Origin of the sequence: Streptomyces sp. NPDC088252 (genome assembly GCF_044740965.1) — a bacterium.
Classification (GTDB): Bacteria; Actinomycetota; Actinomycetes; order Streptomycetales; family Streptomycetaceae; genus Streptomyces.
On the sequence record NZ_JBIURS010000007.1, the window covers coordinates 413,034 to 437,048 of the forward strand.

A 24,015-nucleotide genomic window follows, 5' to 3' on the forward strand; every position below is an offset into this window, starting at 1 on the left:
CCGACCGAGGAACCGGACCCGACGTGGACCAGCGGTACCCGTCGGCCCGGCGCTCGCACTCGTGGCGCGCGCCGGCCAGAACCAGGAGCCACCTGTGAGCGACACCCCCGACAAGCCCATCGAGCCGCCGTGGGCGAAGCCCTCCGGCATCCGGATCACCTCGGTCCGGGCCATCCTCACCGCACCGGCCGGTACGACGCTCGTCGTCGTCCGGGTCGACACCAGCGAACCCGGACTGTACGGACTGGGCTGCGCCACCTTCACCCAGCGGGCGGCGGCGGTCGCCACCTCGGTCGACGAGTACCTGGCACCGCAGCTGATGGGGCGCGACCCCGCCGACATCACCGACATCACGTCGACCCTGCACGTCAGTGGCTACTGGCGCTCGGGTCCGGTGCTCAACAACGCACTGTCCGGGGTGGATATGGCGCTGTGGGACATCAAGGGGAAGCAGGCCGGTCTCCCGGTGTGGCAGCTTCTCGGCGGCCGGTGCCGTACCGCGGCTCCCCTGTACGCGCACGCCCAGGGGCGGGACGCCGAGGAGGTCGCCGACGACGTACGCGACCTGATGTCCCAGGGATACCGGTACGTGCGCTGTCAGGTGGCGATACCCGGCGCGGGCACCTACGGTGCGCCGGCCACCGCGGCCCCGGTCGGCTCCCGTGCACCCCTGACCCCGAACGCATGGGACCCGGCGGCGTACCGGCGAACCGTCCGGAAGCTGTTCGGGCATCTGCGCCAGGAGCTGGGCGCCGAGGTCGAGTTGATCCACGACGTCCACGAGCGGGTCCACCCCACCGACGCCGTACGGCTCGCGAAGGATCTGGAGCCCTACGACCTGTTCTATCTGGAGGACCCGGTCGCGCCGGAGGACATCGACTGGCTCCGTACCCTGCGCAGCCGGACGGTGACTCCCATCGCCATCGGTGAACTGTTCACCAACCCCGCCGAGTACCGGCCCGTGGTCCAGGAGCGGCTCTGCGACTTCATCCGCGTCCACATCTCCGCCATCGGCGGCATCACCCCGGCCTGGCGGCTCGCGAACGCCTGCGAACTGTTCGGCGTACGGACCGCGTGGCACGGCCCCGGTGACGTCTCGCCCATCGGCCATGCCGCCAACCTGGCCCTGGACCTGGCCTGTCCGAACTTCGGGATCCAGGAGCAGCACCTGTTCGGGTCCGCCGCGCAGGAGGTGTTCCCCGGCTGCCCCGAGATCCGCGACGGCCACCTGTGGCCGAGCACCGCACCCGGACTCGGCATCGACTTCGATGAACGCCTTGCCCTGAAGCACCCGCCCCGGTTCCCCACCCCCGGTGGTGCGTGGAAGCCGCCGCGCCGCGCCGACGGTGCCCTCCAACGCCCCTGACCGACCGCCCGAAGGAGTCCGCCCCATGAGATCCCGTACACCTTTCACGATCCTCGCCGCGACCGTGTGCCTGGCCACGGTCCTCGGCGCCTGCACCACCCCGTCCTCCGGAAGCGGCGGCGGCAGCGGCGCGAAGCAGAACGTCACGCTGACCGTCGCGGAGTGGACCAACCCCGGCGCGGTCGAGTTCACCAAGGAGCTCAACGCCAAGTTCGAGAAGGCGCACCCGGGGGTCACCGTCAAACTGCAGACGGCCCCGAACGCCAACGGAGCCTGGCAGCAGTTGTGGAACAGCATGCTGCAGTCCAAGTCCCTCGACGTCCTCGCCCAGTTCCCCCCGACCCAGCAGGGCTACGCCCCCGGCTACACCAACCTCAAGCCCGGAGGGGCGGCCGCGCTCATCACGTCCGGTCAACTGACCGACCTCAAGGACCAGCCGTTCATGAAGCAGTACGACCCGGAGGTCCAGGCCGCCGCGGTCGGATACAAGGGCGGCGTCTACGGCGTCATGGCCGCCGAGTACGTCGGTGCGGGTGCGATCTGGTACAAGAAGGACCTGCTCGCGAAGCACGGTCTGTCCGTTCCCACGACGTTCCAGGAATTCCTGGACGCCTGCGACAAGCTGAAGAAGGCCGGGATGACACCGATCTTCGTGTCCGCGCAGAGCGGCATGCACGGCGGCGTGTGGCAGGGCATCGCGAATCAGATGATCATGAAGGGGCACCAGCCCTCGGAGTCCGTCAAGGTGTCCGCGGACCGGGCCACCGCCTTCTGGAAGGGCACGCAGTCCTGGACCGACCCGGTCTACAAGGAGATCTCGCAGCGGCACACGGAGGTCATGCAGTACATCGAGCCCAATGCCTCGGGTGTGTCCCAGCAGACCGCGCCCGGCGTCTGGGCCACGAAGGCCGACGACTACCCGTTCCTGCTCGACGGTTCCTGGGACGGGCTGACCATCCAGCAGGCCAACCCGAAGCTCGACCTCGGGTTCTTCGCCCTGCCGGGCACCGACGATCCGGCGGCCAACCGCGTCGCGTTCAAGCCGGACCTCACCTGGGTGGTCCCGACCACCGCGCCGCACAAGGACCTGGCGATGCAGTGGCTCGCGATGTTCTCCGAGCCCGACAACTACAAGAAGTGGCTGGAGAAGACCGGCTCCATCTCCACCCAGCCAGCGTTGCAGAACACCGGCCTGCCCTGGATGGACTGGCTGAACGGTCACATGAGTGACGCCTTCCCGCAGCTCACCAACCCGTGGATCCCGGCCGGGGCGCCCATCGAGGCGGGCGGTCCCGACCTGTACAAGATGAAGCCGATCGGCAGCGACAGCATCGACAGCCTCCTGTCCGCCTCGGCGTCGGCCTACCGCAAGTCGGTCGGCAAGTAACGAACGCACTCTCGGAAAGGAGGCTCGGCGTGGCACGCTGTCCCTTCGGAAACCAACGGACGCGGCGGTTCATCCCCTGGGCCAGCATCGCGATCCCGGGAGCCGGGTGGCTGCTGTTCGGGCTCTACCCGTCGCTTGCCACCATCGGATACTCGTTCACCCGGTACTCCGGGCTCCCGGGCACGCCTCTGAACGTCTGCGGCCTGTGCAACTACTCGGCGGCCTTCACATCGCTGTCGTCCGTGGTCGGGGACGCGGTGCGGGTCACGCTGACCTATGTGCTCGGTGTGACCGTACTGCAGACCGTGATCGGTCTGGGCCTCGCCCTGCTGCTGAACCGGCCCGGACGCTCCTACACCCTCTACCGCGCCATCATCTTCATGCCGCAGATCTTCTCGGTCGCGGTGGTCGGCGCCATCTTCGCGCTCATGCTGGACCCCTACTCGGGCCCGGTGGAGAAGGTCATGCACGGCATCTTCGGCAACACCTCGGCGTTCCTCGGGTCGAGCTCGCTGGCCCTGCCCCTGGTGATACTGGTGAACGTGTGGATGTTCTCCGGCTACACGATGCTCATCTACATCGCCGGGCTGCGGAACATCCCACCGGCGGTCTACGAGGCGGCGGCCATGGACGGCGCCGGACGCCTGCGGGTGTTCCGGCACGTGACCTGGCCGCTGCTGGCCCCGGCCACCACGGTGACCGTGTTCCTCACGGCGATGGGAACGCTGGGCGAGTACGCGCTGATCATGGTCCTCACCGGCGGCAACTTCGGCACCAAGACCCTCGGGCTGTACATGTTCCAGTCAGCGTTCGGGGGCGACAGTCAACTCGGTTACGGCTCGATGCTCGCGATGCTGCAGTTCCTCCTGACCGTCGTGATCGGCGGCGGACTGCTGTTCACCCTGCGCCGACGGGAGATCTCGCTGTGAAGGCCTCTCCTGCTGTCCTGGACCGGACCGATCAGGGCCCTGCTCGAAGCAGTACGCCGCAGTCGAAGGCGCCACTGCTGTCCACGAAGGCGGCCAAGGCCGCCGGGGTGAACCTGCTCTGCTTCGCGATCGCCGCCGTGCTGTTCGCCCTGCCGCTGGTGTACATGCTGCTGCAGGCGTTCAAGACGTACACCGGGTTCCTCCAGAGCCCCACCGGAATGCCGGACCCGTGGACCACGGAGAGCTTCTCGACGGCGTGGAGCCAGGGCGACTTCGGACGGCAGATGATCAATAGCCTGATCTACGCGATCATCCCCGACACGGTCACACTGATCCTCGGGGTCTTCCTGGCCTTCCCCATCTCGCGCGGATACTTCAAGCGCTCCAATCTCCTGTACACATTCTTCATATTCTCCGGGTTCCTGCCCGGCGGCCTCATCCCGCTGTTCATCGAGGCGCGATCGCTCCACCTGTACAACAGCATGGCCGGATACCTGATTCTGACCAGCCTGTCCGGTGCGGGGTTCTTCTTCTTCGTCGGGTACATCAAGGGCATCCCGCGCGAGATCGACGAGGCCGCCGCGCTGGACGGCTGCGGCTACGTCCGCTTCATCTTCACGATCATCATGCCGCAGATGAAGCCCGCCCTGGCCACCTTCGCCATCTTCGGCTTCGTCCACGCCTGGAACAACCTCATCCTGCCGCTGGTCATGTTGTCCGACGCGGCACTGTGGCCGGTCACCCGCGGGCTGTACTCGTTCTTCGGCGAGTACACGCAGAACTGGCCGCTCATCGCCGCCGGCACGTTCATCGTGGCCGCACCCATCCTGCTCCTGTTCGTGCTGCTCCAGCGCCACCTCGTCGAAGGCGTCGCCGGCGGTGCGGCGTTCGGCACGCAGGGCGTCACCGGAGCGCCCGCCGTCCAGGCCGAGGAGGGGGACGGATCATGACCGGCCCGGTCACCTCCTGGACCGCGGACGGCGACCGGGTGCGGTTCCGGCTCGCCGATCCGCTGTGCCACCCGGATTTCGCCTGGCCCAGGACCCTGCTGCACCATCCGGTGCGCTGGGCCGCCCCGTCGCTCCGCGCCGAACAGCTCCGGTTGGTCGACGGGACGGGGCGGTCGGTGCCCTTTCAGCTCTCGCAGGTGAACGCGGCGGACGGCCACCTGACGTACGCCGTCGTCTGCTTCTTCGCCGACCTGCCGTCCGGCGCGACACGCGAATTCACCCTGTGCGCCGACCCATCGGTGCCGACGGCCCATGTCCCGCGACCGGTCCGGATCACCGAGGACGGCACGTCCACCGTCGTGGACAACGGAGCGCTCCGGATCCGGCTGCCCTCCTCGGGCCGGTTCGCCTCCGACGCCGTACCGGGTCCCGTCCTCCAACTCGACCGAGGGCGCGGCTGGGTGGGAAGGTCCACCGTGCGCTGCGGCACCGAACAGCTCGAACACCTGGAAGTACGGCTCGTGGAAGCCGGTCCGCTGTTCGCCACCCACGAACTCCGCTACCACTTCACCGGCAAAGCCTCCTACACGGCGACCGTCGGCTGCTTCCAGGGCTGCGACTTCGTCGACGTGGCCGAGGAGATGACGGCGTTCGACTCCGCGACGACGGCATGGGAACTGAGCTGGGACGGCGTGAGGCCGACCCACCGCTTCTCGTCCACCTGGCCGTTCTCGCAGTTCCCCGACGACCACGCAGACCCGGAATCATTGCACCTCTACCACTGGCTCGGCATCGACGAGCCGATCGTGCTCGGCGACAGCGGGGAGGACCCGTCGTTCTCCGGACCCGGTGGCAGAGAGAGGCCGGACACCGACTTCGCCTTCACCGTCGGCCCCTACGCCCCGAGCCACGCGTGGAACATCCGCCCGCACGCCACGTTCTGGGACGCCGGGGGAGGCGATGCGATGGGCGTCTTCCTCCGCGACCACGCCCGGTGGGACGACCGCGTCTACGCGTCCTGGGCCTCCGCGGACCACCTCCAACTCCGGTTTCGGCACGACGGCGTGCTCCACTGGACCTGGCCCCTGCGCTCCGGGACCCGCCGGACGGCGATCGTTTTCTACGACCACGAACGCGACCTCGAAGTGATGCGCGACCAGAAGGGCACGCAGCACCCGTCCTCGTACGTGCGCCACCTCCACCACTGGCAGGGCACGCTCAGCCTGGATCGCGTCAAGGACTGGAGTCTGACCTACTCGGGAAGGCGACCCACCCCGCTGTGCTCCGAAGGCGAACTGGCCTCGCCCGACGACCTCGCCGCCGCGCTCTTCACGGGCGCGGAGGGCCCGAGTCTCATCGCCCACGGGGTCAACGAACACCCCGGCTACCTCAACATCGGTCAACGGCCGCTCTACGACCGGCTTCTCGACGGCTATGACCGCCTCGCCGACCGGCTGGGAGCGACGGACCGCGAACGAGCCGACGCGCTGCTGTTGTTGACCGCCCATGTCTCCGCCGGCGAGGAGATCGGCCCGCTCAGGCGCATGATCGCGGGCCACCCGAACTTCCTCGCCGACGGAAAGTCGGCGCTCGCCTGCCTCGCCTGGCTGTTCCCCGACCACGAGGCAGCACCGGAATGGCTCGACCAGTTCGAGAAGTTCGTCGAACTGGCAGGCATTTTCCACACCAGACCGGCGCTCCCGGCCCACGGGTCCCGGGCCGGCCGCTGGACCGAGAGCCTGGCCACCTATGTCTGGGCCTTCCTCCGCCCGGTCACCCAGGGCAACTTCCTGGGCCGCCTGACCGACGGCCGTAACCGCCTCGCCACACCGGAGTTCGCGGCCGTCGGCGAATGGCTGGTGAACGCCCTGACCTCCCCGGTCGAGACCGGCCCCGGCGGCGAACTCCGTCGCCTGCACCCCGCACAGGGAGCCCACGCCTTCTGGCCCCGGCGCCCGCCCGTCGAGATGCGGCTCCTCGGCGAGGCCCTGCGCCGCTACCGTCCACTCGTCGCGGAACATCTGCTGTGGGGGAGCGACGAGTTCGCCCACCGGCTCGACAGCCCGCCCGGCGCGCCCGACCCGTGGCGGGTCACGGTGCGGTCCGCAGGCGACCGGGGGACCAATCCGCGGCTCAAGAGCTCGAAGTACACCGGATACGGTGTCACGCTGCGCGCCGATGTCGACCGGCCCGGCGAGGTAGCGGTCTTCCTCCAACAGGTGGACCGCGGCCCCAACTACCGCTGGGGGATACCCGACGACAACGGCAGCGGGCACATCTACTACTACGCCGCGGGGCACTCCTACAGCGGCCACGGCCCCGAGGACGCCGGGGACCGCAGGGCCCCCGACGCCACCTTCGCCACTTCCTGCGCGGTCTGGAAGAACGGCGCGTACCGCTCGATCGGCCAGAACACCCTGGACCGGCCGCTCCACGACCTGGACTGCGCGCAGTACGCGGAGATCGTCTCCGACCCGGACGGCCCGGTGGGCGGCCTCTATCTGAGTCGCAGCGTCCTGCTCGTCGGCAGCGACTACCTCGTCACCTACGACGCGTTCGCCGCGGGCCAGCGCATGGTGTGGACATGGTCCGCGCTGACCGAGGCCACCGGCCACGACGCCAACAGCTTCCCGCACCTCGCCGAGCGGATGCCGTTCATCCACGTGGTCCGCGGCGTGCGTTCGGACGGAGCTCTCGACGGCGCCTTCGTGACGGACGTCTCCCGGGGCGTACGCCTGGAGGGAAGGGCTGACGGCGCGAACGGCAACACGCTGGCGGTCGTGAGCCACCGCGACGACCTGGAAGTGGCCCCCGCGTGCTCGACCCCTTGGGGCACCCGGATCCGGACCCCGCACAGCCTGGACTTCGTGTTCCGGCACGAGGCGTCCGTGCACTACGAGCCGAGGACGGTCGACTTCGCCGAGCAGGGGCTGCGCTTCTCGGGGACGGCAGGGACCATCCGGCTCTTCGACGACGGACTGCGGCAGCTGACCCTCTTCCACGGAAGCGCCGTGGGAACCTCCGAGCTCGTCCTGACCACCGAGGACGACGAACTCGCAATCGGCCTCAGCTACCGGGTCCCCGCCGAGGCCCGAGGCGTCTACCATGCCCCGTCGGACAGTTCGGTGAGCCTGCACGTGCCCGGCGGCCTCGATGCGGCGGCCCGCTTCCACATCGACGGCGAGCCGGCACGCCTCCTCACCGTGTCGCGGGAAGCGATCACCGTCGCCCTGCCCCGAGGCCGCCACCGCTGGGAGTTGACGGGCGGACAGCCGGAACCTCCGCCCTCGCAGGTCGTACGGACCGAGACCGTCGGTGACGGTGTGCTCGTGCACTTCTCCGCGGCAGCCGCCGCGGACCGCTACATCGTCCAGCTCAGCTCCGACGGCGGCCACACGTGGGCGACGGCAGTGGAGACGGAACGAAGTCCCGTCCACCTGAAGGGACTTGCCGAGGGCGAGAAACGTCACGTCCGCGTCATCGCCCGGAACAGTCGGCGACAGGCCGTTCCGGGCGGCGACTATCCCGTTCACCCGAGCCGCCTGGCGCCCGATCCGCCGGACGGGCTCGGACTCCGGCTCGGCGACGGCATGGTCACCGCCACGTGGGGCGAGGTGCTGGGGGCCGGCGGGTACCGGCTCTACCGGCGCCGCAAGGGCGAAACCATCTATCACGAGATATTCGCCGGATTCGGCTTCCGGTACGTCGATCACGCGCCCGGGGTCGTCCCCGGACGCCACGATCCGGACGGGGCCCGCCCGGCGGACGTGACCGTGTACGAGTACGCCGTCGCGGCCGAGAACGGCAACGGCGTCGGTCCGAGGTCGGCGGCGGTGGACACGGAACCAGGAAGTTGGCGGCACTGGAGTCCACCGACGGATCTCGTCTTCCGTCGACAGCACACCTACAACCAGCCGCCCTACGTGCCCGCGTCCGCGACCCCGCGCCCCTACGGCCACCAGGTTCCGGCCCCAAGAACGCCTGCCGTCGACCCCCGGGCCGGGGAGGCGCCGTGATCGGGCAGCGGATCCTGGTCACCGGGGCCGCGGGCCGCATCGGCCGTGAGCTGCGCCCGCGCCTGGCCCGCGAAGGCCGGACCCTCCGCCTCCTGGACGTGGCGGAGACCGGACCGGCCGGACCGGAGGAGGACGTGGAGACCGTCCGGGCGTCCTTCACCGACCAGGACGCGATCGACGCGGCCTGCCAGGACGTCGACGCGGTGGTCCACCTGGGCGGCCTGGCGGGGGAGACGTCATGGCAGCGGATCGCCGACATCAACATCGACGGCACCCGACGGGTCCTCGAAGCCGCACGGAGGCAGGGCGTTCGCCGCGTGGTGCTCGCTTCGAGCATTCACGCCGCGGGGTTCCACACCCGGGACGACGCGGTCGACGGCGTCCTGCCCGCCGCCGTGACGCCGCGCCCGGACACCTACTACGGTGTCAGCAAGGCCGCGATCGAGGCGCTGGGCAGTCTCTACCACTCGCGGTTCGCCATCGACGTCACCTGTCTGCGCATCGGCGCGTTCCGGCCGCGCCCGCTCGCCCCCGAGGACCTGGCCGCCTGGTTGTCGCCGGGTGACGCGGCCCGGCTCGTCGAGGCATGCCTGCAGGCCGAGCCCGCCGCGTTCCGCGTCCTGTGGGGCATCTCCCGCAACACTCGGCGATGGTGGTCGCTGGAGGAGGCGGAGGCCATCGGGTACCGCCCCGAGGACGACGCGGAACACCATCTGGCGTCGATCCTCGGCTCCGGGACCTTCGGCCCGACGGACCTCGATCCTGCCGGCCCTCGCAACCACCGCGTCGGCGCCGGCTTCTGCGCGATGCCGCTCGGCTGACGACCGGAGGGCCCGGCCGATCGAGGCCGGGCCCCGTGCGGGGCAGGCAACGTTGTCCCGGATGGGGTGAGTCACGTGCGCCCGGGTGTCGGGAGGACTCGGGCGACTTCTTCGGCAGGTCCGGCGGTGGACGTGCCGGGCCGGGACGCTCCGTGACCGCGTCCGGCCGTCGAGCGGGGATCGTGCCTGTGCGGTCGTTGGTCACACCGCACCCCGGCCCTGTTCGGGCCCGGCCGATCCGCTCATCCGGCGAAGGCGGCCGAAGGCAGGCCGACGGCGCCGCCCGTCTCCTCGACGACGAAGACGGATCCCGCCCGGTCGTCGTCCGGGAGTTCCAGACCCTCCCGGGCCGAGGTGACGTACAGCGCGTCGAGGCGGGGTCCACCGAACGTGCAGGAGGACGGCTGGTGCACGGGCAGCGGTATCTCGCCGAGCAGGTCGCCGTCGGGGGAGATCCGGGCCACGCGCGCACCACCCCACACCGCGACCCACAGACACCCGCTCGCGTCGACGGTGAGCCCGTCCGGCATGCCCGTACGTGCGGGAAGCCGGAAGAGCGTGCGCCGACGGGCTATCCACGGGTCTTCGTCAGTGGTGTCGAAGGCGTAGATCTCGCCCGCGACCGAGTCGGCGAGGTAGAAGGTGCGGCCATCGGGGCTCCAGCCGAGTCCGTTGGGCAGAGCGAGTCCTTCGAGGACCACCCGGCTCGTCCAGTCGGGCAGCAGGACGTGCAGTGCGCCGCGGCCCGGCCGGAAGTCCATCGCCGTGCTGCCGGCCCAGAACCGCCCGTGCCGGTCGCACTTCGCGTCGTTCATGCGCTCGTCGTCGGACAGGAACGTGCGCCGGGCGGTCGTCGAACCGTCGGCTTCGACGCTCGCGAATCCCTCGGCCGTCGCCACCACGAAGCCTCCGCCGCGTCGGGGCACCGCGGCGCCCACCTGTGTCGGCAGCCGAAGGCTGGTGGTCCGGCCGGTGACCGGGTCGCTGGTGTGGATGTGCCCGGCGGGGATGTCCACCCAGTGCAGGCGCCGGAGCCGGGCATCCCAGACCGGTCCCTCACCCACCCTGGCTCTGCCGGGGATCGCGATCCTGGCCGTCATCGGGAGTCCTCCGTCGTCGCCTGCGGTCGAGACGTCCGTCATGAACCGGGAAGCACCACGGCCGCGTTGGCGAGCAGCCCGCCGTCGACGGGCAGCGAGACGCCGGTGATGAAGCTCGCTCGGTCCCCGGCCAGGAAGGCGATCGCCTCAGCGACCTCGTCCGGTCGTGCCACCCGGCCGAGCGGATGCATCCGTCCCCAGGACTCGACCAGTTCCTGCGTGCCCCGGTCACTGCCGTCGGAAAAGGCGCGGGCGGAGGCGCGCAGCATCGGGGTGTCCACCGACGCGGGACAGACCGCGTTGGCCCTGATCCCGTTCTGCGCCTCGTCGATGGCGATCGACCGGGCGAGCGCGTTGAGCGCCCCTTTGCTGGTGGTGTAGGCGGCGACGGCGGTCTGGGTGACGAAGGCCTGCACGGAGGAGACGATCACGATCGAGCCCGCCCCACGGGCACGCAGGTGCGGGAGCGCGTGCTTGACGGCGTGGAAGGTGCCGGTCACGTTGACCGCGAGGACCTCGTTCCACTCGTCGGCACCGGTCTCCGCCGCGACGCCGTAGCGCTGGATCCCGGCTGCGGCGACGAGGATGTCGAGCCCGCCGTGTGCCGCCGCGACCCGGGTGACGAGTCGAGCGGTGGCGGCCTCGTCGGTGACGTCGACCTCGACGCGCTCGACGCCGGGAGGCAGTTCCTCGTGCGCGCCCTCCGGTGGGATGCCGGCCGCCACGACCGTCGCCCCGCGCGCGGCGAGCACCCGGGCCGTCGCGCCTCCGATGCCGCTGAATCCGCCGGTGACAATGGCGACCTTGCCGTCGAACTCCGCCACGTTCCGCTCCCTCGATGTGGTCCTGGGCCTCAAGCCTGGCCGAGCCCCGCCGTCGAAATGATCCAGGGGCAGCTGCGACGGGCGGTTCCGGTCGACGACCACCGCACGGACGGCCGGGCGAACTGCGTTCCGGCGACGTCCACTTCACTCTAAACAACGTTGTCTCGGCCCGCTAGTCTGTGGCCGTTCCGCACTCCGGCGCACTTTCGGGCGGTGCTCCTCGGCCGCGCCCGGCTGTCGCTCGATGCCGTGTCGGAGTCCTTCGCGTGGGTGCTCGTTCGTCGGGCGGTGAGGAGAAGAAGCTCGTGACGACAGAGTGGATCAGATGGCCCGCCAACGTCATTGCCCGGTTCGGCGGTGAACCCGTCGCGTTCGGAGGTGACTACAACCCCGAACAGTGGGACGAGAGCGTGTGGCCCGAGGACGTCCGGCTGATGCGTGAGGCCGGAGTCAATCTGGTCACCGTGGGTGTCTTCGCCTGGTCGACGTTGCAGCCGGAGCCCGATCGATGGAACTTCGGCTGGCTGGATCGGCTGCTCGACCAGCTGCACGGGGGCGACATCGCCGTCGATCTCGCCACGGCCACCGCATCGCCCCCGCCGTGGCTCACCACGCGGTTTCCCGAAGTGCTGCCCGTCGACCGGCAGGGGCGGACGATGGCGCAGGGCGGACGTCAAGCCTGGTCGCCGTCGTCACGGATCTACCGCGAGCACTCGCTCGCGCTGGTGGAGAAGATGGCGGAGCGCTACGGCGAACACCCGGCACTCGCGCTGTGGCACGTCTCCAACGAACTCGGCGGCCACAACTCCCGGTGCTACGGCGAAGCGAGCGCCGTGGCCTTCCGGAGCTGGCTGAGGGTCCGCTACGGAGACTCGCTCGACGAGCTGAACGCCGCGTGGACGACCAGCGCGTGGAGCCAGACGTACTCGGCGTGGGAAGAGATCCAGCCGCCACGGCTGACATTCACCGACTCGAACCCGACGCAGGTACTGGACTTCGACCGGTTCAGCTCCGACCAGCTGCGGGCGCAGTTGCGGGCCGAGACGGCCGTCCTGCGGCGGGTCACCCCCGACGTGCCGGTCACCACGAACCTGGTGCTCTTCGATGCCGGGAAGAACATGAACTACAGCTCGTGGACCGATGATGTGGATCTCATCGCCAGCGATCACTACCTGAGACCGACGTCCGACGCCCAGGCAGAGCTGTCCTTCTCGGCAGACCGGGCCCGTGGACTGTCCCGGGGGAGGCCGTGGCTGCTGATGGAGACGGCCACCGGCGCCACGAGCTGGCGCCCGGTCAACCCCGCGAAGCGTCCGGGACAGCTCCGGCGGGACGTGCTGGCCCACCTCGCCCGCGGATCCGACGGCATCTGCTTCTTCCAGTGGCGGGCCGCGCGTGCGGGCGCCGAGCGGTTCCATTCCGCGATGCTCCCGCACGCCGGCTCCGACAGCAGGAAGTTCCGGGAAGTGAAGGCGCTCGGAGCGGAGCTGGCACGCTGCGCCGAGGTGCTCGGCAGCCCGGTGGCGGCGGACTGCGCGCTGCTCTTCTCCGAGGAGTCGTGGTGGGCGGCCGACCGCGAGTCGCATCCGCACAACGGTCTGTCGTACATGGAGTCCGCCCTCGGGTGGTACCGGACTCTGCGGGACGCGGGCGTCACCGTCGACATCGTTCCTCCGTCGGCCGAACTGTCGGACTACCGACTGATCATCGTGCCCATGCTCTACCTGGTCCGCGACGAGGACGTGACCGCGCTCGCCGCTGCCGTGCACGCAGGGGCGACCGTGCTCGTCACCTACTTCTCGGGCATCGTCGATCCGCTCGACCGGGTGCGGCCCGGCGGCTATCCCGGAGCGTTCCGTGAACTGCTCGGCGTGCGTGTGGAGGAGTTCGCGCCGCTGGTGGACGGGGACTTCGTCGACATCGACGGGGTCACGGGACCGGTACGGGTCGCCACCTGGAGCGAGGAGATCGATCTCACCGACGCGGAGGCGGTCTGCCGGTACGAGGGTGGCGACTTCGCGGGCGCACCGGCGATCACCCGCGCGCACCGCGGCGAGGGGGAAGCCTGGTACGTGGGCGTGGAGTTGGACGACGAAGCGCGTGCGTCTCTGGTGGGGCGGCTCGTGAAACGGTTTGCGGGGACGGCGGTTTCGGCCGGGAGCGGCGTCGAGGCCGTGACGCGCCGTTCGGCCGGTCATGACTACGTCTTCCTCATCAACCACGGCGACACCGACACGAGCGTACCCGGCGGGGGGACCGACCTGCTGGACGGATCGGTGCACGAGGACGGGGTCACGGTGCCGGCGGGCGGGGTGCGGGTCCTCAGACGGGCCCGGTGAACGCATGGGGCGTACCGGCCGTACGGTGGGCTCGCTCGGCGCAGGGGCGGTTCCGGCCGTACGGCGGACTCGTCGAGCGCGCCGGGCCGGACCGGCCGGGCGCTTGCCGCTCGTCGAGCCCACCGGCGAGGCCGGTCGAGCCGCCCGGCCTCGCCGACCCCGGGGTCTTCCGTCCGGATCCTGCCGGGACTGATCCGGACGGAAGACCCCAGTACGATCGACCGCCAACTGCCGTCGGCTGGAGAGAGCAGTGCCGCGCATTCCCACCATGAACGACGTCGCCCGCGAAGCACGCGTCAGCCTGAAGACCGTCTCGCGTCACGTCAACGGGGCGACGAACATCGATCCCGAACTCGCGGCCCGGATCAGCGCGGCGATCGTGAAGCTGGGCTACCGCCGCAACCTCTCGGCGGCCAGCATCCGGCCCGGCCGGACGAGCAGGACCATCGGCCTGGTGATCAGCGATCTCGCCAACCCCTACTACTCAACGCTCGCCGGCGCCGTGGAGAGCGTGGCGGATGCTGCGGGCTACCTCGTCACGATCGCGAGTTCCAACGAGGAGGGCCCGCGGCACGATCGCCTGGTCGACCGGCTCATGGAGCAGCGGGTGGACGGCTTGATCGTCGTACCGCCGCAGCACTCGGCCCGTGACTGGTCCGAGGTCGCTTCGCCCATCCCGCCACTGGTCTTTCTCGACCGGCCGACGCCGTACGAGGCCGCCGACACGGTTCTCGCCGACAACGGGGGCGGGGCCCGCGAGGCGACCTCGGCGCTCTGCCGCGCCGGTGCGCGGCGCATCGCCTATGTCGGCGACTCGCCCGGCATCCACACCATGCGCGAACGGCACGCCGGATATGCTGCGGCGCTCGCCGGGGCCGGGATCCGGGTGGCGGAGTCGCTCACCGTCACCACGGCCCACACCAGGGAGCAGGCGCAGCGGGCGGTGGGCGCCCTGCTGCGCGACGACTCGGCCGACGCCGTCTTCGCGGCCAACAACCGTGCGACGATCGGTGCGTTGCTCGCGTTCCGGCAGGCCGGTCGGCGGCTGCCGCTGATCGGCTTCGACGACTTCGAGACGGCGCTGCTGGGCAGCCCTCCGGTGTCGGTGGTGAGCCAGGACATCGAGCTGATGGGGCGCACGGCTGCCGAGTTGATGATCGCCCGTCTCAACGGTGACAGCTCGGAGTTCGTCACCCGGGTGTTCCCCACTCGGCTCGTTCTCAGGGGATCCGAGAAGCCGGATCCGGAAGAAGGCCGGTAGGCGAGCGGTCCGCCGGCGCGACCGCGAGTCGGGCGGCCACCGGGGAGCGGCCGCCCGCCCGTGGCACAGAAGCCCGGTGCAGGGTGTGTCGTATCCGCGGCCCGGCCGGGCGAACCCCGGTCGGACCGGACGAACCTCACAGGGTCACGCCGACGGCCGGCCGTTCGCCGGTGCCGCGCGGGGTCCGGCCGACTCGTCGAGCGACAGGCCGTTCAGGACACCTTGCAGATATCCGATCGCATGTGCCCGGCCCCGGCTGCAGTACGCCTCCGACGACGTGTCCCCCCAGGTGTCCAAGTCTCCTATCATGGCTGGAACATGATCGTCGATCAGGAAGCCGTCGAATCCCGAGGCGTCGAGCCGGCGGATCACCCGCGCCGGGTCGAAGTTGCCCTCGCCGAGGAAGCATTCACGAAAGCGTGGCACCGTGCCGCGGACGTCCCGGAAGTGGACGTAGCAGATGGCCGGCCCCAGCAGGTCGATGACCTCGTTGACGCTCTGCTCGCCGGCCATTTCCGACACGGTGCCGAGGCAGAGGTTCAGCCCCCATGACGGGCTGCCACCGGCTTGGGCACGGGCCCGTCCGATGGCATCCGGGGAGGTGAAGATGCGGGCGATACCCCCGAGCGGCTGTGGTGTGGGCGGATCGTCCGGATGGAGGGCGAGCCGCACACCGACCTCCTCCGCGACCGGCAGTACGGCGTCCAGGAAGTACTGGTGGTTCGCCCACATCGTCTCGGCGCTGATCGGCTCGTCCGGAGTCCGGTCGGGAGTCAGCCGGTAGCCGGCGAGCGCGTTGCCCGCCGGAACGTCGGCCAGGTCGAAGGCGGTGACCTTGGCTCCGCCGCGGCCCTTCGCCGCCATGTCCGTGCGCCATACGTAGGTGGCGAGGAAGTTGTAGCCGAGTATGTCGACCCCGACGGCAGCGAGGTTGCGGATGGTCTTCTGATAGTTCTCGATCTGCTCGTCGCGGCCGGGCAGACCGCGCTGGACCTTCCAGAAATGAGCGAGGGGGACGTTCTCGATGCCGTCGATCGCCAGTCCGTCGGCGTCGCAGCGGTCCCGCAGGTCCCGCAGCTCGGACAGGCTCCAGAAGCCGTCGGCTCCCGGCAGCAGATCCGGCGTGTGGAACTGGACGCCGGTGAGGCCCAGCTGGTGGGCGAAGGTCGCGACCCGGGCGTCGTAGGTGTCGATGTGCCCGAGGGAGAGCCGTATGGTCATGCCTGCCCGGCCCGATGCCCGCCGAGCCCGTCCGTGTTCTCGAAGTCCATGACGTCGCCTTCCTTCAGGTAGGGGAGGGCCGGAGCACGCCATGCCCGTGGGCGTGCCGTGATGGCGGTCCGGCCGTGTGTCCCGATCGATGTCAATCGGTGAAGTAGCCCGGGTACTCGACGCGCAGCGCGGGGCCGCGCTCCAGGGCGCGCCGGGCGTGCCGACTGATCAGGGCGCGGCCCGCGGGCAGATCGGCGTTCTCCAGCGCGTCCACGATCAGCCGGTGCTCGTCGATCAGTTCGCGCATCGCGGCGGAGTCCGGCAGGGAGAGCCGGCGCAGCCGGTCCAGTTGCAGCTTCATCCGCTGCACCGCCTGCCACGCCCCCGGATAGCCGCTGAGCGAGAAGATCTCGCAGTGCAGCGCCTCGTCGGCGAGGAAGAACGCGTCGTAGTCCTCGGCACGGCAGCTGCTCTCCTGCCGTTCGAGCAGTTCACGCAGCACGGTGACGTCCACTGTCGGGTCGGCACAGGCCACTTCGAAGGCCGAGACCTCCAGGCTCTCGCGGACGAAGCGCGCCTCTTCGACGTCACGCAGGCTGATCAATCCGACCCGTGTGCCGACCTGTGGCACGACCCGCACGAGCCCCGCGTCGACGAGCCGTGCGAGAGCCTCGCGCACAGGGGTGCGGCTGACGTGGAGTTGTCCGGCCAGGTCGGTCTCCGACAGGGATGCTCCAGGGGCGAGCCGGAGTTCGCGGATCGCGGCGATCAATTCCTCGTGGACGCGGTCGGACGTCCGGGTCCGCGCCCCGCCCCGGGTGATCGGGGCCAGTCCCGCATCGCGCCCGGCCAACGCCCGTTCAGGGATGCTCGGTTGTTGAGGGAGATTCACGAAATGATCGTTGCACGCCGTATGCTTGTATGCAAGTATCCCCATCATCGACCCACTCGTCGGGGAAGGGAAACACCGTGTGCGCCGACTCGCGAGACCCGTCACCGTAGGATCCTGCGCCAGATTCTTCGCTGTCCGGCGAATATGACGGCAGGTTCCGGGCCCGCCGCCCGTACGGGGAGGCGGTGCCACGGCCGCGACCGCGGGTGGGCACGGCGTCCCTGCCCCGTCGGCGACCGGAGCCGAACCTCTTCGGGAGCGGCTTCGGCCGAGCTGCCGGAACACGCGTGGACGACCGCAGTTCCGGTACACCCACACAGCGCGCGAACTCCTTGCGCGCCGAAGTCCGTTGCCCGCACCACCGGCATCGGACCCCGAGCCGTCATCCGGCCCCCCGCGGACGACCCGTCCGCGCCCGGTCATGTGCCGGTATGTCCACCGCGCCCCTCCCGGCGGGCTTCACAGCCACCCGCCGGCACGGGACCGGCGTACTCGACGCAGGCCGGAACGTCCCGCAAGACCAGCCAGGTTCACCCCTGGCCGTCCGCGAGGACAGCATCGATCCACTCAGGAAACGAACAGCGCTGTACAGAGCCGAAAATTGAGAGGACGTCATGGTCATGCGCAAGGCGAGACTCGCTGCGGCGGCCATCATCACCGCCACCGGCATCATGCTTGCGGGGTGCGGCGGCAGTACCGAGGCGAGCACCGGCGGACCGGCCGAAATCACCTTCTGGGGGTGGGCTTCGGGCTACGAGAAGTCCGTCGAGCTGTGGAACAAGTCGCACCCCGACATCCATGTGAAGTACGAGGCGATAACCGACGGCGGCGCGGGCGGCTACGACAAGATGCTCACTGCCGCGAAGGCGGGCAAGGCCCCCTGTCTGGCACAGGTCGGCTATGAGACCTTTTCGAGCTTCCTCGCCGCCGGTGTCCTGCAGGACGTCAGCGGCCATGTGAAGGAGCAGAAGGGCGAGTTCGCCGACTGGGTGTGGGGCAACGTCGGCGTCGAGGGCAAGGCCTACGGCGTGCCGGTCGACACCGCACCGATGGCGATGTTCTACCGCGCCGACCTCTTCAAGAAGGCCCACATCGAAGTCCCCAGGACCTGGGACGAGTTCACCACCGCCGCGGCGGCGGTGAAGGCCGCCGACCCGTCGTCGCGCATCATGAACCTTCCCACCGACCCCTACCTGTACGCCGGATTCGCCTGGCAGGGCGGTGCCCCCTGGTTCGGCACCGAGAACGACGCCTGGTCCGTCTCCCTCGACAGTCCGGCGAACGGCAAGGTCGCCGACTACTGGCAGGGACTCTTCGACAAGGACCTCGTCACCTCCCACCCCGCCTTCGACGCCGCGCTGTACTCGGCGTGGAGCAAGGGGAAGGTCTGGGCGGAGGTCGGTCCGGTCTGGTCCGCCTCCCTCATCCGGGACAACGCCGCAGGCTCCGCGGGCAAGTGGGACATCGCGCCCATGCCGCGGTGGGGCACACAGGACGCCGTCGGCAACTCGGGCGGCTCGGCCACGGCTGTGATGAAGGACTGCGCGAGGCCGAAGGAGGCCACCGAGTTCGCCCTGTGGATGTCGACCGACTCCGGTTCGGTGTCGAACCTGATCGGATCCGCGGCCATCCTCCCCGCCTCCAAGTCCGGGCTCGCCGACAAGGCATTGGACGCCCCCCAGAGCTACTACGGCGGCCGGTCCATCTACCAGCTGTTCCGTCAGGAGGCGGCCAAGGTGAACCCCGACTGGCGATGGGGCCCGGTCATGTCCACCACGGCCACGGCGCTCGGTGACGGGCTCGGCAAGGTGCACACCAAGAAGGGCACCTTCCAGGACGCCCTGAACAGCGCCCAGAAGGGCACGGTCTCCGCACTGCGGTCCCAGGGATTCTCCGTGAGCAAGTAGCCCCGCGTGGGGGCCGCGCCGACGCGGCCCCCGCTGGATCCGCAAACCCGCCACCCCACGGAAGTGACCATGCCCTCCTCGACGATCCGGCGACGCCGACTGCGCGAACTCCGGCGAGCCGCGCCCTTCGTCCTGCCGTTCCTCCTGCTCTTCGTCGTCGTCTACCTGGTACCCACCGGGTACTCCGTGGTCCAGAGCTTCTTCGCCGAAAGACGCTCCGGCCTCGGCCTGTCGGGAGCCGAGTCCGTCTTCGCGGGCTTCGACAACTACATCCGGGTCTTCCATGACACGGACTTCATCTCGTCCCTGGGCCGAGTGGCATTCGTCGGTGTCATTCAGGTGCCCGTCATGCTCGCCATCGCACTCTTCCTCGCCCTGCTCATCGATTCGTCCGCCACGAAGGGGCGCCGATTCTTCCGGATCGCCTACTTCATCCCCTACGGCCTGCCCGGCGTGATCGCCGGTCTGGTGTGGTCCTTCCTGTACGCGCCCTCGCTGAGCCCCATTACCAGATACCTCGGATCGATGGGTGTCCACTTCAGCTTCGTCACCGACGGCGCCCTGCCCTTCTCGATCGCCAACATCCTTACCTGGGCATGGACCGGCTACAACACCATCCTGCTCTTCGCGGCCCTGCAGGCGGTGCCCGAGGAGACCATGGAGGCCGCCGCGCTCGACGGCTGCTCCGGCTGGAGGGCCGCGCTGCTCATCAAGGTGCCGCAGATCCGACCGGCCCTGCTGCTCACTCTCGTCTTCTCCATCATCGGCACGTTCCAGCTGTACAACGAGCCGGCCACCATGAAATCCGTGGCGCCGAACCTGTCGTCCACCTACACACCGATCATGGCCGCGTTGCGGTCCCTGTCGGCCAACGACTTCAACTACGCCGCCGCGCAGTCCGTGGTACTCGGCGCGCTGATCTGCGTGCTGTCCGTCCTTGTCTTCCGCGCATCGGCCAGGAGCGTCGACTGATGACCGCCACTCTGCAATCGCCCACCCGAACCGCGCCCGTGGCCCGGGAACCGAGGCCACGGCGCTCCCGGGCGGGGGCCCTCACGACGGTCAACCCGGCATCGCGCCTCTTCGTGCTGGGCGTCATGACACTCTTCGCCGTCTACTTCCTGCTCCCGGTGTGGTGGCTGGTCGTCTCCGCCACCAAGGGCACCGGAGAGATCTTCTCGGGCAACGGCTTCTGGTTCGGCAGGCACTTCGCCCTCTTCGACAACATCCGGACCCTCTTCGAGACCCAGGGCGGCATCTACGCGCGGTGGCTGCTCAACTCGCTGCTGTACGCGGTCGGCGGCGGGATCGTCTCCACGGTCCTGGCGTCCATGTGCGGTTACGCGCTCGCCAAGTTCCCGTTCCCGGGGCGCGAGGCAGTCTTCGGCACGGTACTCGCAGCCGTGCTGCTGCCCGCACCCGTGCTCGCCATCCCGCTCTACCTCGTTTTCAGTTACACGGGGACCATCAACACCTTCTGGGCCGTGTTCATCCCGAGCATCGTCAGCCCCTTCGGCGTGTACCTCAGCCGGATCTACGCAGCGTCCTCGATACCGGACGCCCTGATCGAGTCCGGGCGCATCGACGGAGCCGGCGAGCTGCGCATCTTCGCGATGTGCGCGCGGCTCATGGCACCCGCGATGGTCACGATCTTCCTGTTCCAGTTCGTCGCGATCTGGACGAACTTCCTCCTGCCCTCGCTCATGCTCGCCGACACCTCGCTCCAGCCGGTGACAGTGGGCCTCGTCGGCTGGCGTGAGCTCCAGGGCTATCCCGTCAGCTACACGACCGTCGTCACGGGCGCGCTGGTGTCCGTCGTGCCCGTCGTCGCCATGTTCGTGTCGCTGCAGTCGTTCTGGAGCAAGGGCCTCGTCACGGGGGCCGTCAAGTAGCCCATCCACCCCGAAAGGATGATCCATGAACATCCTGACGCGAAGAGTGGCAGCCGTGTGTGTTGCTCTTCTTCTGGCGGTACCAGGCACCACCGCCGTAGCAGCCGACGACCCGCCGACGAACCTGCTCGCCGCGGACCTGGACACCGGATTCGACAGCGGCAAGAGCCCGCTGACCACGTCCAGCCCGACATCCGGGGGCACCCAGCAGATCGTGCAGGTCGACGGCGACAACGCCCTCGAACTCCGCGACGCCTCCCAGGGCACCAACCTCTCCAGCTACTTCTACCACCGGTGGTCCGCCGGCGCGCTGAAGGACCGTGTCAACGCCGTCTACAGCGAGCCGGTCGGCAGCCCCGCCCGGCAGTTCGTCCTCCAGTACGACCTGGCGCGGAGCGCGGCCAGTGACAAGCCCGTCGCCAAGGACATCTACGCGCAGATCCAGTTCGGCAACTTCGACAACAACCTCGTGCCGCGGTTTCCGGTGCCCGCGGTGAGCATCACCACCACCCCCGCGTACACCGGCACGGCCGGCCACCTGTCGCGGGTCGACGACACCGCCCTCCCCGCGTACCGCTTCACGATCGTGCCCAACGGCGGGCAGCGGCTCATCTCCACGGTGGAGCTGGGCTTCTCGGTGCGCGTCGACACCGGCGGCACCGACGAGGCGATCACCGTCGACAACCTCGGCGTCTACGAGGTGGCCGGGGGCGTCACCGACACGGAGCCCCCCTCCGCCCCGACCCGGCTGACCGCCGGTGTGACGTCCGGCAGCGTCTCGCTCGGCTGGACCGCCTCGACCGACAACCTCGGTGTGACCGGGTACGACGTCTTCCGTGACGGCTACCAGGTCGCCTCCGTCAGCGGCACCGCCACCTCGGCCGTCGTCACCGGTCTGATGCCCGCCACGCGTTACGACTTCACGGTGCGGGCCAGGGACGCGAGCGGCAACATCAGCGCGCTGAGCGCGCCGCTCAGGACATCGACCGGGCCGTACGTCCCCGAGTCGCCCGCCCCCTACCCCGGTACCCAGGAGTCCCGGACGCAGTGGCTGTGGAACAAGACGAAGGCCATGAAGGAGGAGAGCGGCGCCGTCAACGTGGCCCAGTACACCGCGCAGCTCGCCGACCACGAGAACGTGACGACGAACCTCTCCAAGCTCGACGCCCAGTTCCAGAGCTACGACTACGAGCAGTACAAGACCGTGGCGAAGATGTACTCCTACCTCATGGTCGGAGACCGGTTCAGCCCGGACATGCTGGCGCACGTGCGCAGTTACTTCGCCTCGTACGGCTACGGGAAGCTCCCGCAGACCGAGAACCTGCGGATGAGCAATTACGTCACTGGATACCTCGTCGGGCAGTACTTCCCCGACCTCGCCGACCTCAACGGCAACTCCGGGGCACAGCTGAAGGCCGCCAACAAGGCGAACATCCTTGAGATGGTGAACGCGGGCGTGCGCAGCGGATGGGCGGAGTACCAGAGCCCCGAGTACACCTTCATGACGTACTTCTGCCTCAACGCCCTGTACCAGTGGTCCGACGACGCCCAACTGCGCCAGCAGGTGAGGATGGCGATGGACGTGATGTGGTTCGAGTGGGCGAACGACTGGATCGACGGCTACATGATCTCGTCGGAGAGCCGCGCCAAGGGTGACCTGTCCTCCGTCAACGATCCGACCTGGCGACCCGCTGACCACTCGACGCTCGCCTGGACGTACTTCGGCGCCCACCGCGCACAGCAGGGGGTCGGCGAATCCGACAACCCGGCGCCGTCGGCGTACCGTCCGAACCTTGAGTACGCCGGTCTCGTGGCCTGGTCGGGGACGAAGTACACGCCGCCCCCGACGGCGGTGGAGATCGGCCGGAAGACCGACAAGTCCTACACCGCACACAAGGCCAATCTCCAGAACTCCAGTGGCCACGCGATGGACATCTACCGCACCAGCTACGTGCGTCCCACCTGGGGCCTCGGCACCGAGGTCCATTACCGTCGCGTCGACAACTGGATCGAGGATCTGCCGGTCGTGCTCCGCTGGCGCTCCGACGCCGCCAATCCGTTGTTCCGGCTGTCGGTCGACCAGGGCAACGCCTCGATCGGCGCCTATGACCAGCCTGCCAACCAGCGGGTGATGCAGGATGGTCCCACGGCGGTCGGCGTCTACAAGTCGTCGGGCGACCAGACCTCGAACTACATCAACGCGCTGTTTCCCGCCAACGGTTCGATTCGGGAACGGCGTGAGGTCGACGGATGGACGATCGCCGACACGGGGCCGATGTACTTCGCGTACAAGCTGGCGAAGCCCGGAACCTGGTACCACCAGACACCGAACGACCCCGCGAACAAGGTGAAGACGACAGCCCAGAACCATCCGACGGCCACCCTCAGCTACAGCTATGACATTCTGCGCAGCCAGGCCGACAGCAACGGCTGGGTGCTGGAATCGGCTGACGCGTCCGAGTACGCCGACCTCGGCGCGTTCGCGCATGCCCTCACCACCTCCACCAGCCTGGACGCGAGCCATGTCGACGAGGCGAATCCGCGGCTCGTGTACCACAGTCTGAGCGGGGACGACCTGGACATCACCTTCGACTCCGCGTCGGCGGCGCCCGGCGCCACCCATCTCGTGAACGGCTCACCCGTCGACTACGACGCGTTCAAGCTGTTCGACACCCCGTGGCTGCAGCAGGACAAGCGGGGCTCGACGTTCACCGCCTCGGTCGGTGGCGAATCCGTCGTCTACGACTTCGACCACTGGACCGTGACCGCCGTGGACCGCAAGGACCAGGACCGACGCGACCGCCCCCGGTCCGACGACGCTCCGCGGGGGGAGCACGGACCCGGGCAGTGTCCGCAGGGTCACGGGAGCCGGAGCTGCAAACAGGCGAGGGGGACCACGGCTCGGTAGTGGAGGGCTCGTCCGTCGTGGGGGGGGGGGGGGGCCCCCCGGGGGGCCGCCCCCCCCCCCCCCCCCCCCCCCCCGGGGGGGGGGGGGGGGGCCGCCCCCCCCCCCCCCCCCCCCCCCCCCCCCACCCCACCCCCCCCCCCCCCCCCCCCCCCCCCGCCCCCCCCCCCCCCCCCCCCCCCCCCCCCCCCCCCCCCCCCCCCCCCCCCCCCCC

At 69.6% G+C, this 24,015-nt stretch carries 16 protein-coding genes; 12 read left to right on the plus strand and 4 right to left on the minus strand.

Translation table 11 applies throughout. The annotated features are described in order from the left end of the window. Window positions 1-94 precede the first annotated feature (94 nt). Genes ACIOHC_RS17785 through ACIOHC_RS17810 form a run of 6 tightly spaced genes read left to right on the plus strand, consistent with a single transcriptional unit; the run spans window position 95 to window position 9,469 of the window. The gene (locus tag ACIOHC_RS17785) at window positions 95-1,366 is read left to right on the plus strand and encodes an enolase C-terminal domain-like protein (RefSeq protein ID WP_351074137.1); all 1,272 of its coding nucleotides are present in this window, start codon (window positions 95-97) and stop codon (window positions 1,364-1,366) included. A 25-nt stretch (window positions 1,367-1,391) separates the two neighbouring features. Continuing rightward, entirely contained in the window at window positions 1,392-2,753 is a 1,362-nt protein-coding gene (locus ACIOHC_RS17790; RefSeq protein ID WP_351074138.1) for an ABC transporter substrate-binding protein, read from the plus strand. Window positions 2,754-2,782: 29 nt separating this feature from the next. Continuing rightward, window positions 2,783-3,682, plus strand: a complete 900-nt coding sequence (locus tag ACIOHC_RS17795) for a sugar ABC transporter permease (RefSeq protein WP_351074139.1) — start codon at window positions 2,783-2,785, stop codon at window positions 3,680-3,682. Continuing rightward, window positions 3,679-4,632, plus strand: a complete 954-nt coding sequence (locus tag ACIOHC_RS17800) for a carbohydrate ABC transporter permease (RefSeq protein WP_351074140.1) — start codon at window positions 3,679-3,681, stop codon at window positions 4,630-4,632. Before ACIOHC_RS17795 ends, ACIOHC_RS17800 begins: the two co-directional genes overlap by 4 nt. Further along, complete coding sequence (locus tag ACIOHC_RS17805) at window positions 4,629-8,648, plus strand: hypothetical protein (protein ID WP_401843142.1); 4,020 nt, start codon at window positions 4,629-4,631, stop codon at window positions 8,646-8,648. The genes ACIOHC_RS17800 and ACIOHC_RS17805 overlap by 4 nt, the downstream gene beginning before the upstream one ends. After that, the gene (locus ACIOHC_RS17810) at window positions 8,645-9,469 is read left to right on the plus strand and encodes an NAD-dependent epimerase/dehydratase family protein (RefSeq protein WP_401843143.1); all 825 of its coding nucleotides are present in this window, start codon (window positions 8,645-8,647) and stop codon (window positions 9,467-9,469) included. The genes ACIOHC_RS17805 and ACIOHC_RS17810 overlap by 4 nt, the downstream gene beginning before the upstream one ends. A gap of 242 nt (window positions 9,470-9,711) precedes the next feature. Here the strand turns inward: ACIOHC_RS17810 and ACIOHC_RS17815 are convergent, their stop codons facing one another. Both ACIOHC_RS17815 and ACIOHC_RS17820 read right to left on the minus strand, forming a co-directional pair. Further along, window positions 9,712-10,611 (minus strand): SMP-30/gluconolactonase/LRE family protein, encoded by a 900-nt coding sequence (locus ACIOHC_RS17815; RefSeq protein ID WP_351074143.1) that lies wholly within the window; start codon window positions 10,609-10,611, stop codon window positions 9,712-9,714. Continuing rightward, window positions 10,608-11,393 carry an SDR family oxidoreductase gene (locus tag ACIOHC_RS17820; protein ID WP_351074144.1) on the minus strand — a complete coding sequence of 262 codons (786 nt, stop codon included), beginning with the start codon at window positions 11,391-11,393 and terminating at the stop codon, window positions 10,608-10,610. The genes ACIOHC_RS17815 and ACIOHC_RS17820 overlap by 4 nt, the downstream gene beginning before the upstream one ends. Window positions 11,394-11,659: 266 nt before the next feature. Here ACIOHC_RS17820 and ACIOHC_RS17825 point away from each other — a divergent pair, with 266 nt between their 5' ends. Then, window positions 11,660-13,732, plus strand: coding sequence for a beta-galactosidase (locus ACIOHC_RS17825; protein WP_401843145.1), 2,073 nt, complete (start codon window positions 11,660-11,662; stop codon window positions 13,730-13,732). A gap of 250 nt (window positions 13,733-13,982) precedes the next feature. Continuing rightward, a complete protein-coding gene (locus ACIOHC_RS17830) occupies window positions 13,983-14,993 on the plus strand; it encodes a LacI family DNA-binding transcriptional regulator (RefSeq protein ID WP_401843147.1) in 1,011 nt (336 codons plus the stop codon). Window positions 14,994-15,137: 144 nt separating this feature from the next. Here the strand turns inward: ACIOHC_RS17830 and ACIOHC_RS17835 are convergent, their stop codons facing one another. Continuing rightward, window positions 15,138-16,214, minus strand: a complete 1,077-nt coding sequence (locus ACIOHC_RS17835; protein ID WP_401843148.1) for a mannonate dehydratase — start codon at window positions 16,212-16,214, stop codon at window positions 15,138-15,140. Between the two features lie 142 nt (window positions 16,215-16,356). After that, window positions 16,357-17,097, minus strand: a complete 741-nt coding sequence (locus ACIOHC_RS17840; protein WP_351074148.1) for a GntR family transcriptional regulator — start codon at window positions 17,095-17,097, stop codon at window positions 16,357-16,359. Between the two features lie 620 nt (window positions 17,098-17,717). On the opposite strand from ACIOHC_RS17840, the gene ACIOHC_RS17845 reads away from it, so the two are divergent. The 4 genes from ACIOHC_RS17845 (at window position 17,718) to ACIOHC_RS17860 (ending at window position 23,804) form a co-directional block, all read left to right on the plus strand. Next, the gene (locus ACIOHC_RS17845) at window positions 17,718-19,004 is read left to right on the plus strand and encodes an ABC transporter substrate-binding protein (protein ID WP_401843149.1); all 1,287 of its coding nucleotides are present in this window, start codon (window positions 17,718-17,720) and stop codon (window positions 19,002-19,004) included. 69 nt (window positions 19,005-19,073) lie between these two features. Next, window positions 19,074-19,976 (plus strand): sugar ABC transporter permease, encoded by a 903-nt coding sequence (locus ACIOHC_RS17850; RefSeq protein WP_365690196.1) that lies wholly within the window; start codon window positions 19,074-19,076, stop codon window positions 19,974-19,976. Continuing rightward, window positions 19,976-20,896, plus strand: a complete 921-nt coding sequence (locus tag ACIOHC_RS17855) for a carbohydrate ABC transporter permease (RefSeq protein WP_365690197.1) — start codon at window positions 19,976-19,978, stop codon at window positions 20,894-20,896. Before ACIOHC_RS17850 ends, ACIOHC_RS17855 begins: the two co-directional genes overlap by 1 nt. Window positions 20,897-20,921: 25 nt before the next feature. Next, entirely contained in the window at window positions 20,922-23,804 is a 2,883-nt protein-coding gene (locus tag ACIOHC_RS17860; RefSeq protein ID WP_401843151.1) for a fibronectin type III domain-containing protein, read from the plus strand. The last annotated feature ends 211 nt before the right edge of the window (window positions 23,805-24,015 follow it).

Bases quoted from the DNA above. Each gene is read 5' to 3' on its own strand.
- ACIOHC_RS17790 (WP_351074138.1), top strand. From the start codon at position 1,392: ATGAGATCCCGTACACCTTTCACGATCCTCGCCGCGACCGTGTGCCTG.
- ACIOHC_RS17805 (WP_401843142.1), top strand. From the start codon at position 4,629: ATGACCGGCCCGGTCACCTCCTGGACCGCGGACGGCGACCGGGTGCGG.
- ACIOHC_RS17815 (WP_351074143.1), bottom strand. From the start codon at position 10,611: ATGACGGACGTCTCGACCGCAGGCGACGACGGAGGACTCCCGATGACG.
- ACIOHC_RS17835 (WP_401843148.1), bottom strand. From the start codon at position 16,214: ATGACCATACGGCTCTCCCTCGGGCACATCGACACCTACGACGCCCGG.
- ACIOHC_RS17845 (WP_401843149.1), top strand. From the start codon at position 17,718: ATGCGCAAGGCGAGACTCGCTGCGGCGGCCATCATCACCGCCACCGGC.
- ACIOHC_RS17850 (WP_365690196.1), top strand. From the start codon at position 19,074: ATGCCCTCCTCGACGATCCGGCGACGCCGACTGCGCGAACTCCGGCGA.
- ACIOHC_RS17855 (WP_365690197.1), top strand. From the start codon at position 19,976: ATGACCGCCACTCTGCAATCGCCCACCCGAACCGCGCCCGTGGCCCGG.
- ACIOHC_RS17860 (WP_401843151.1), top strand. From the start codon at position 20,922: ATGAACATCCTGACGCGAAGAGTGGCAGCCGTGTGTGTTGCTCTTCTT.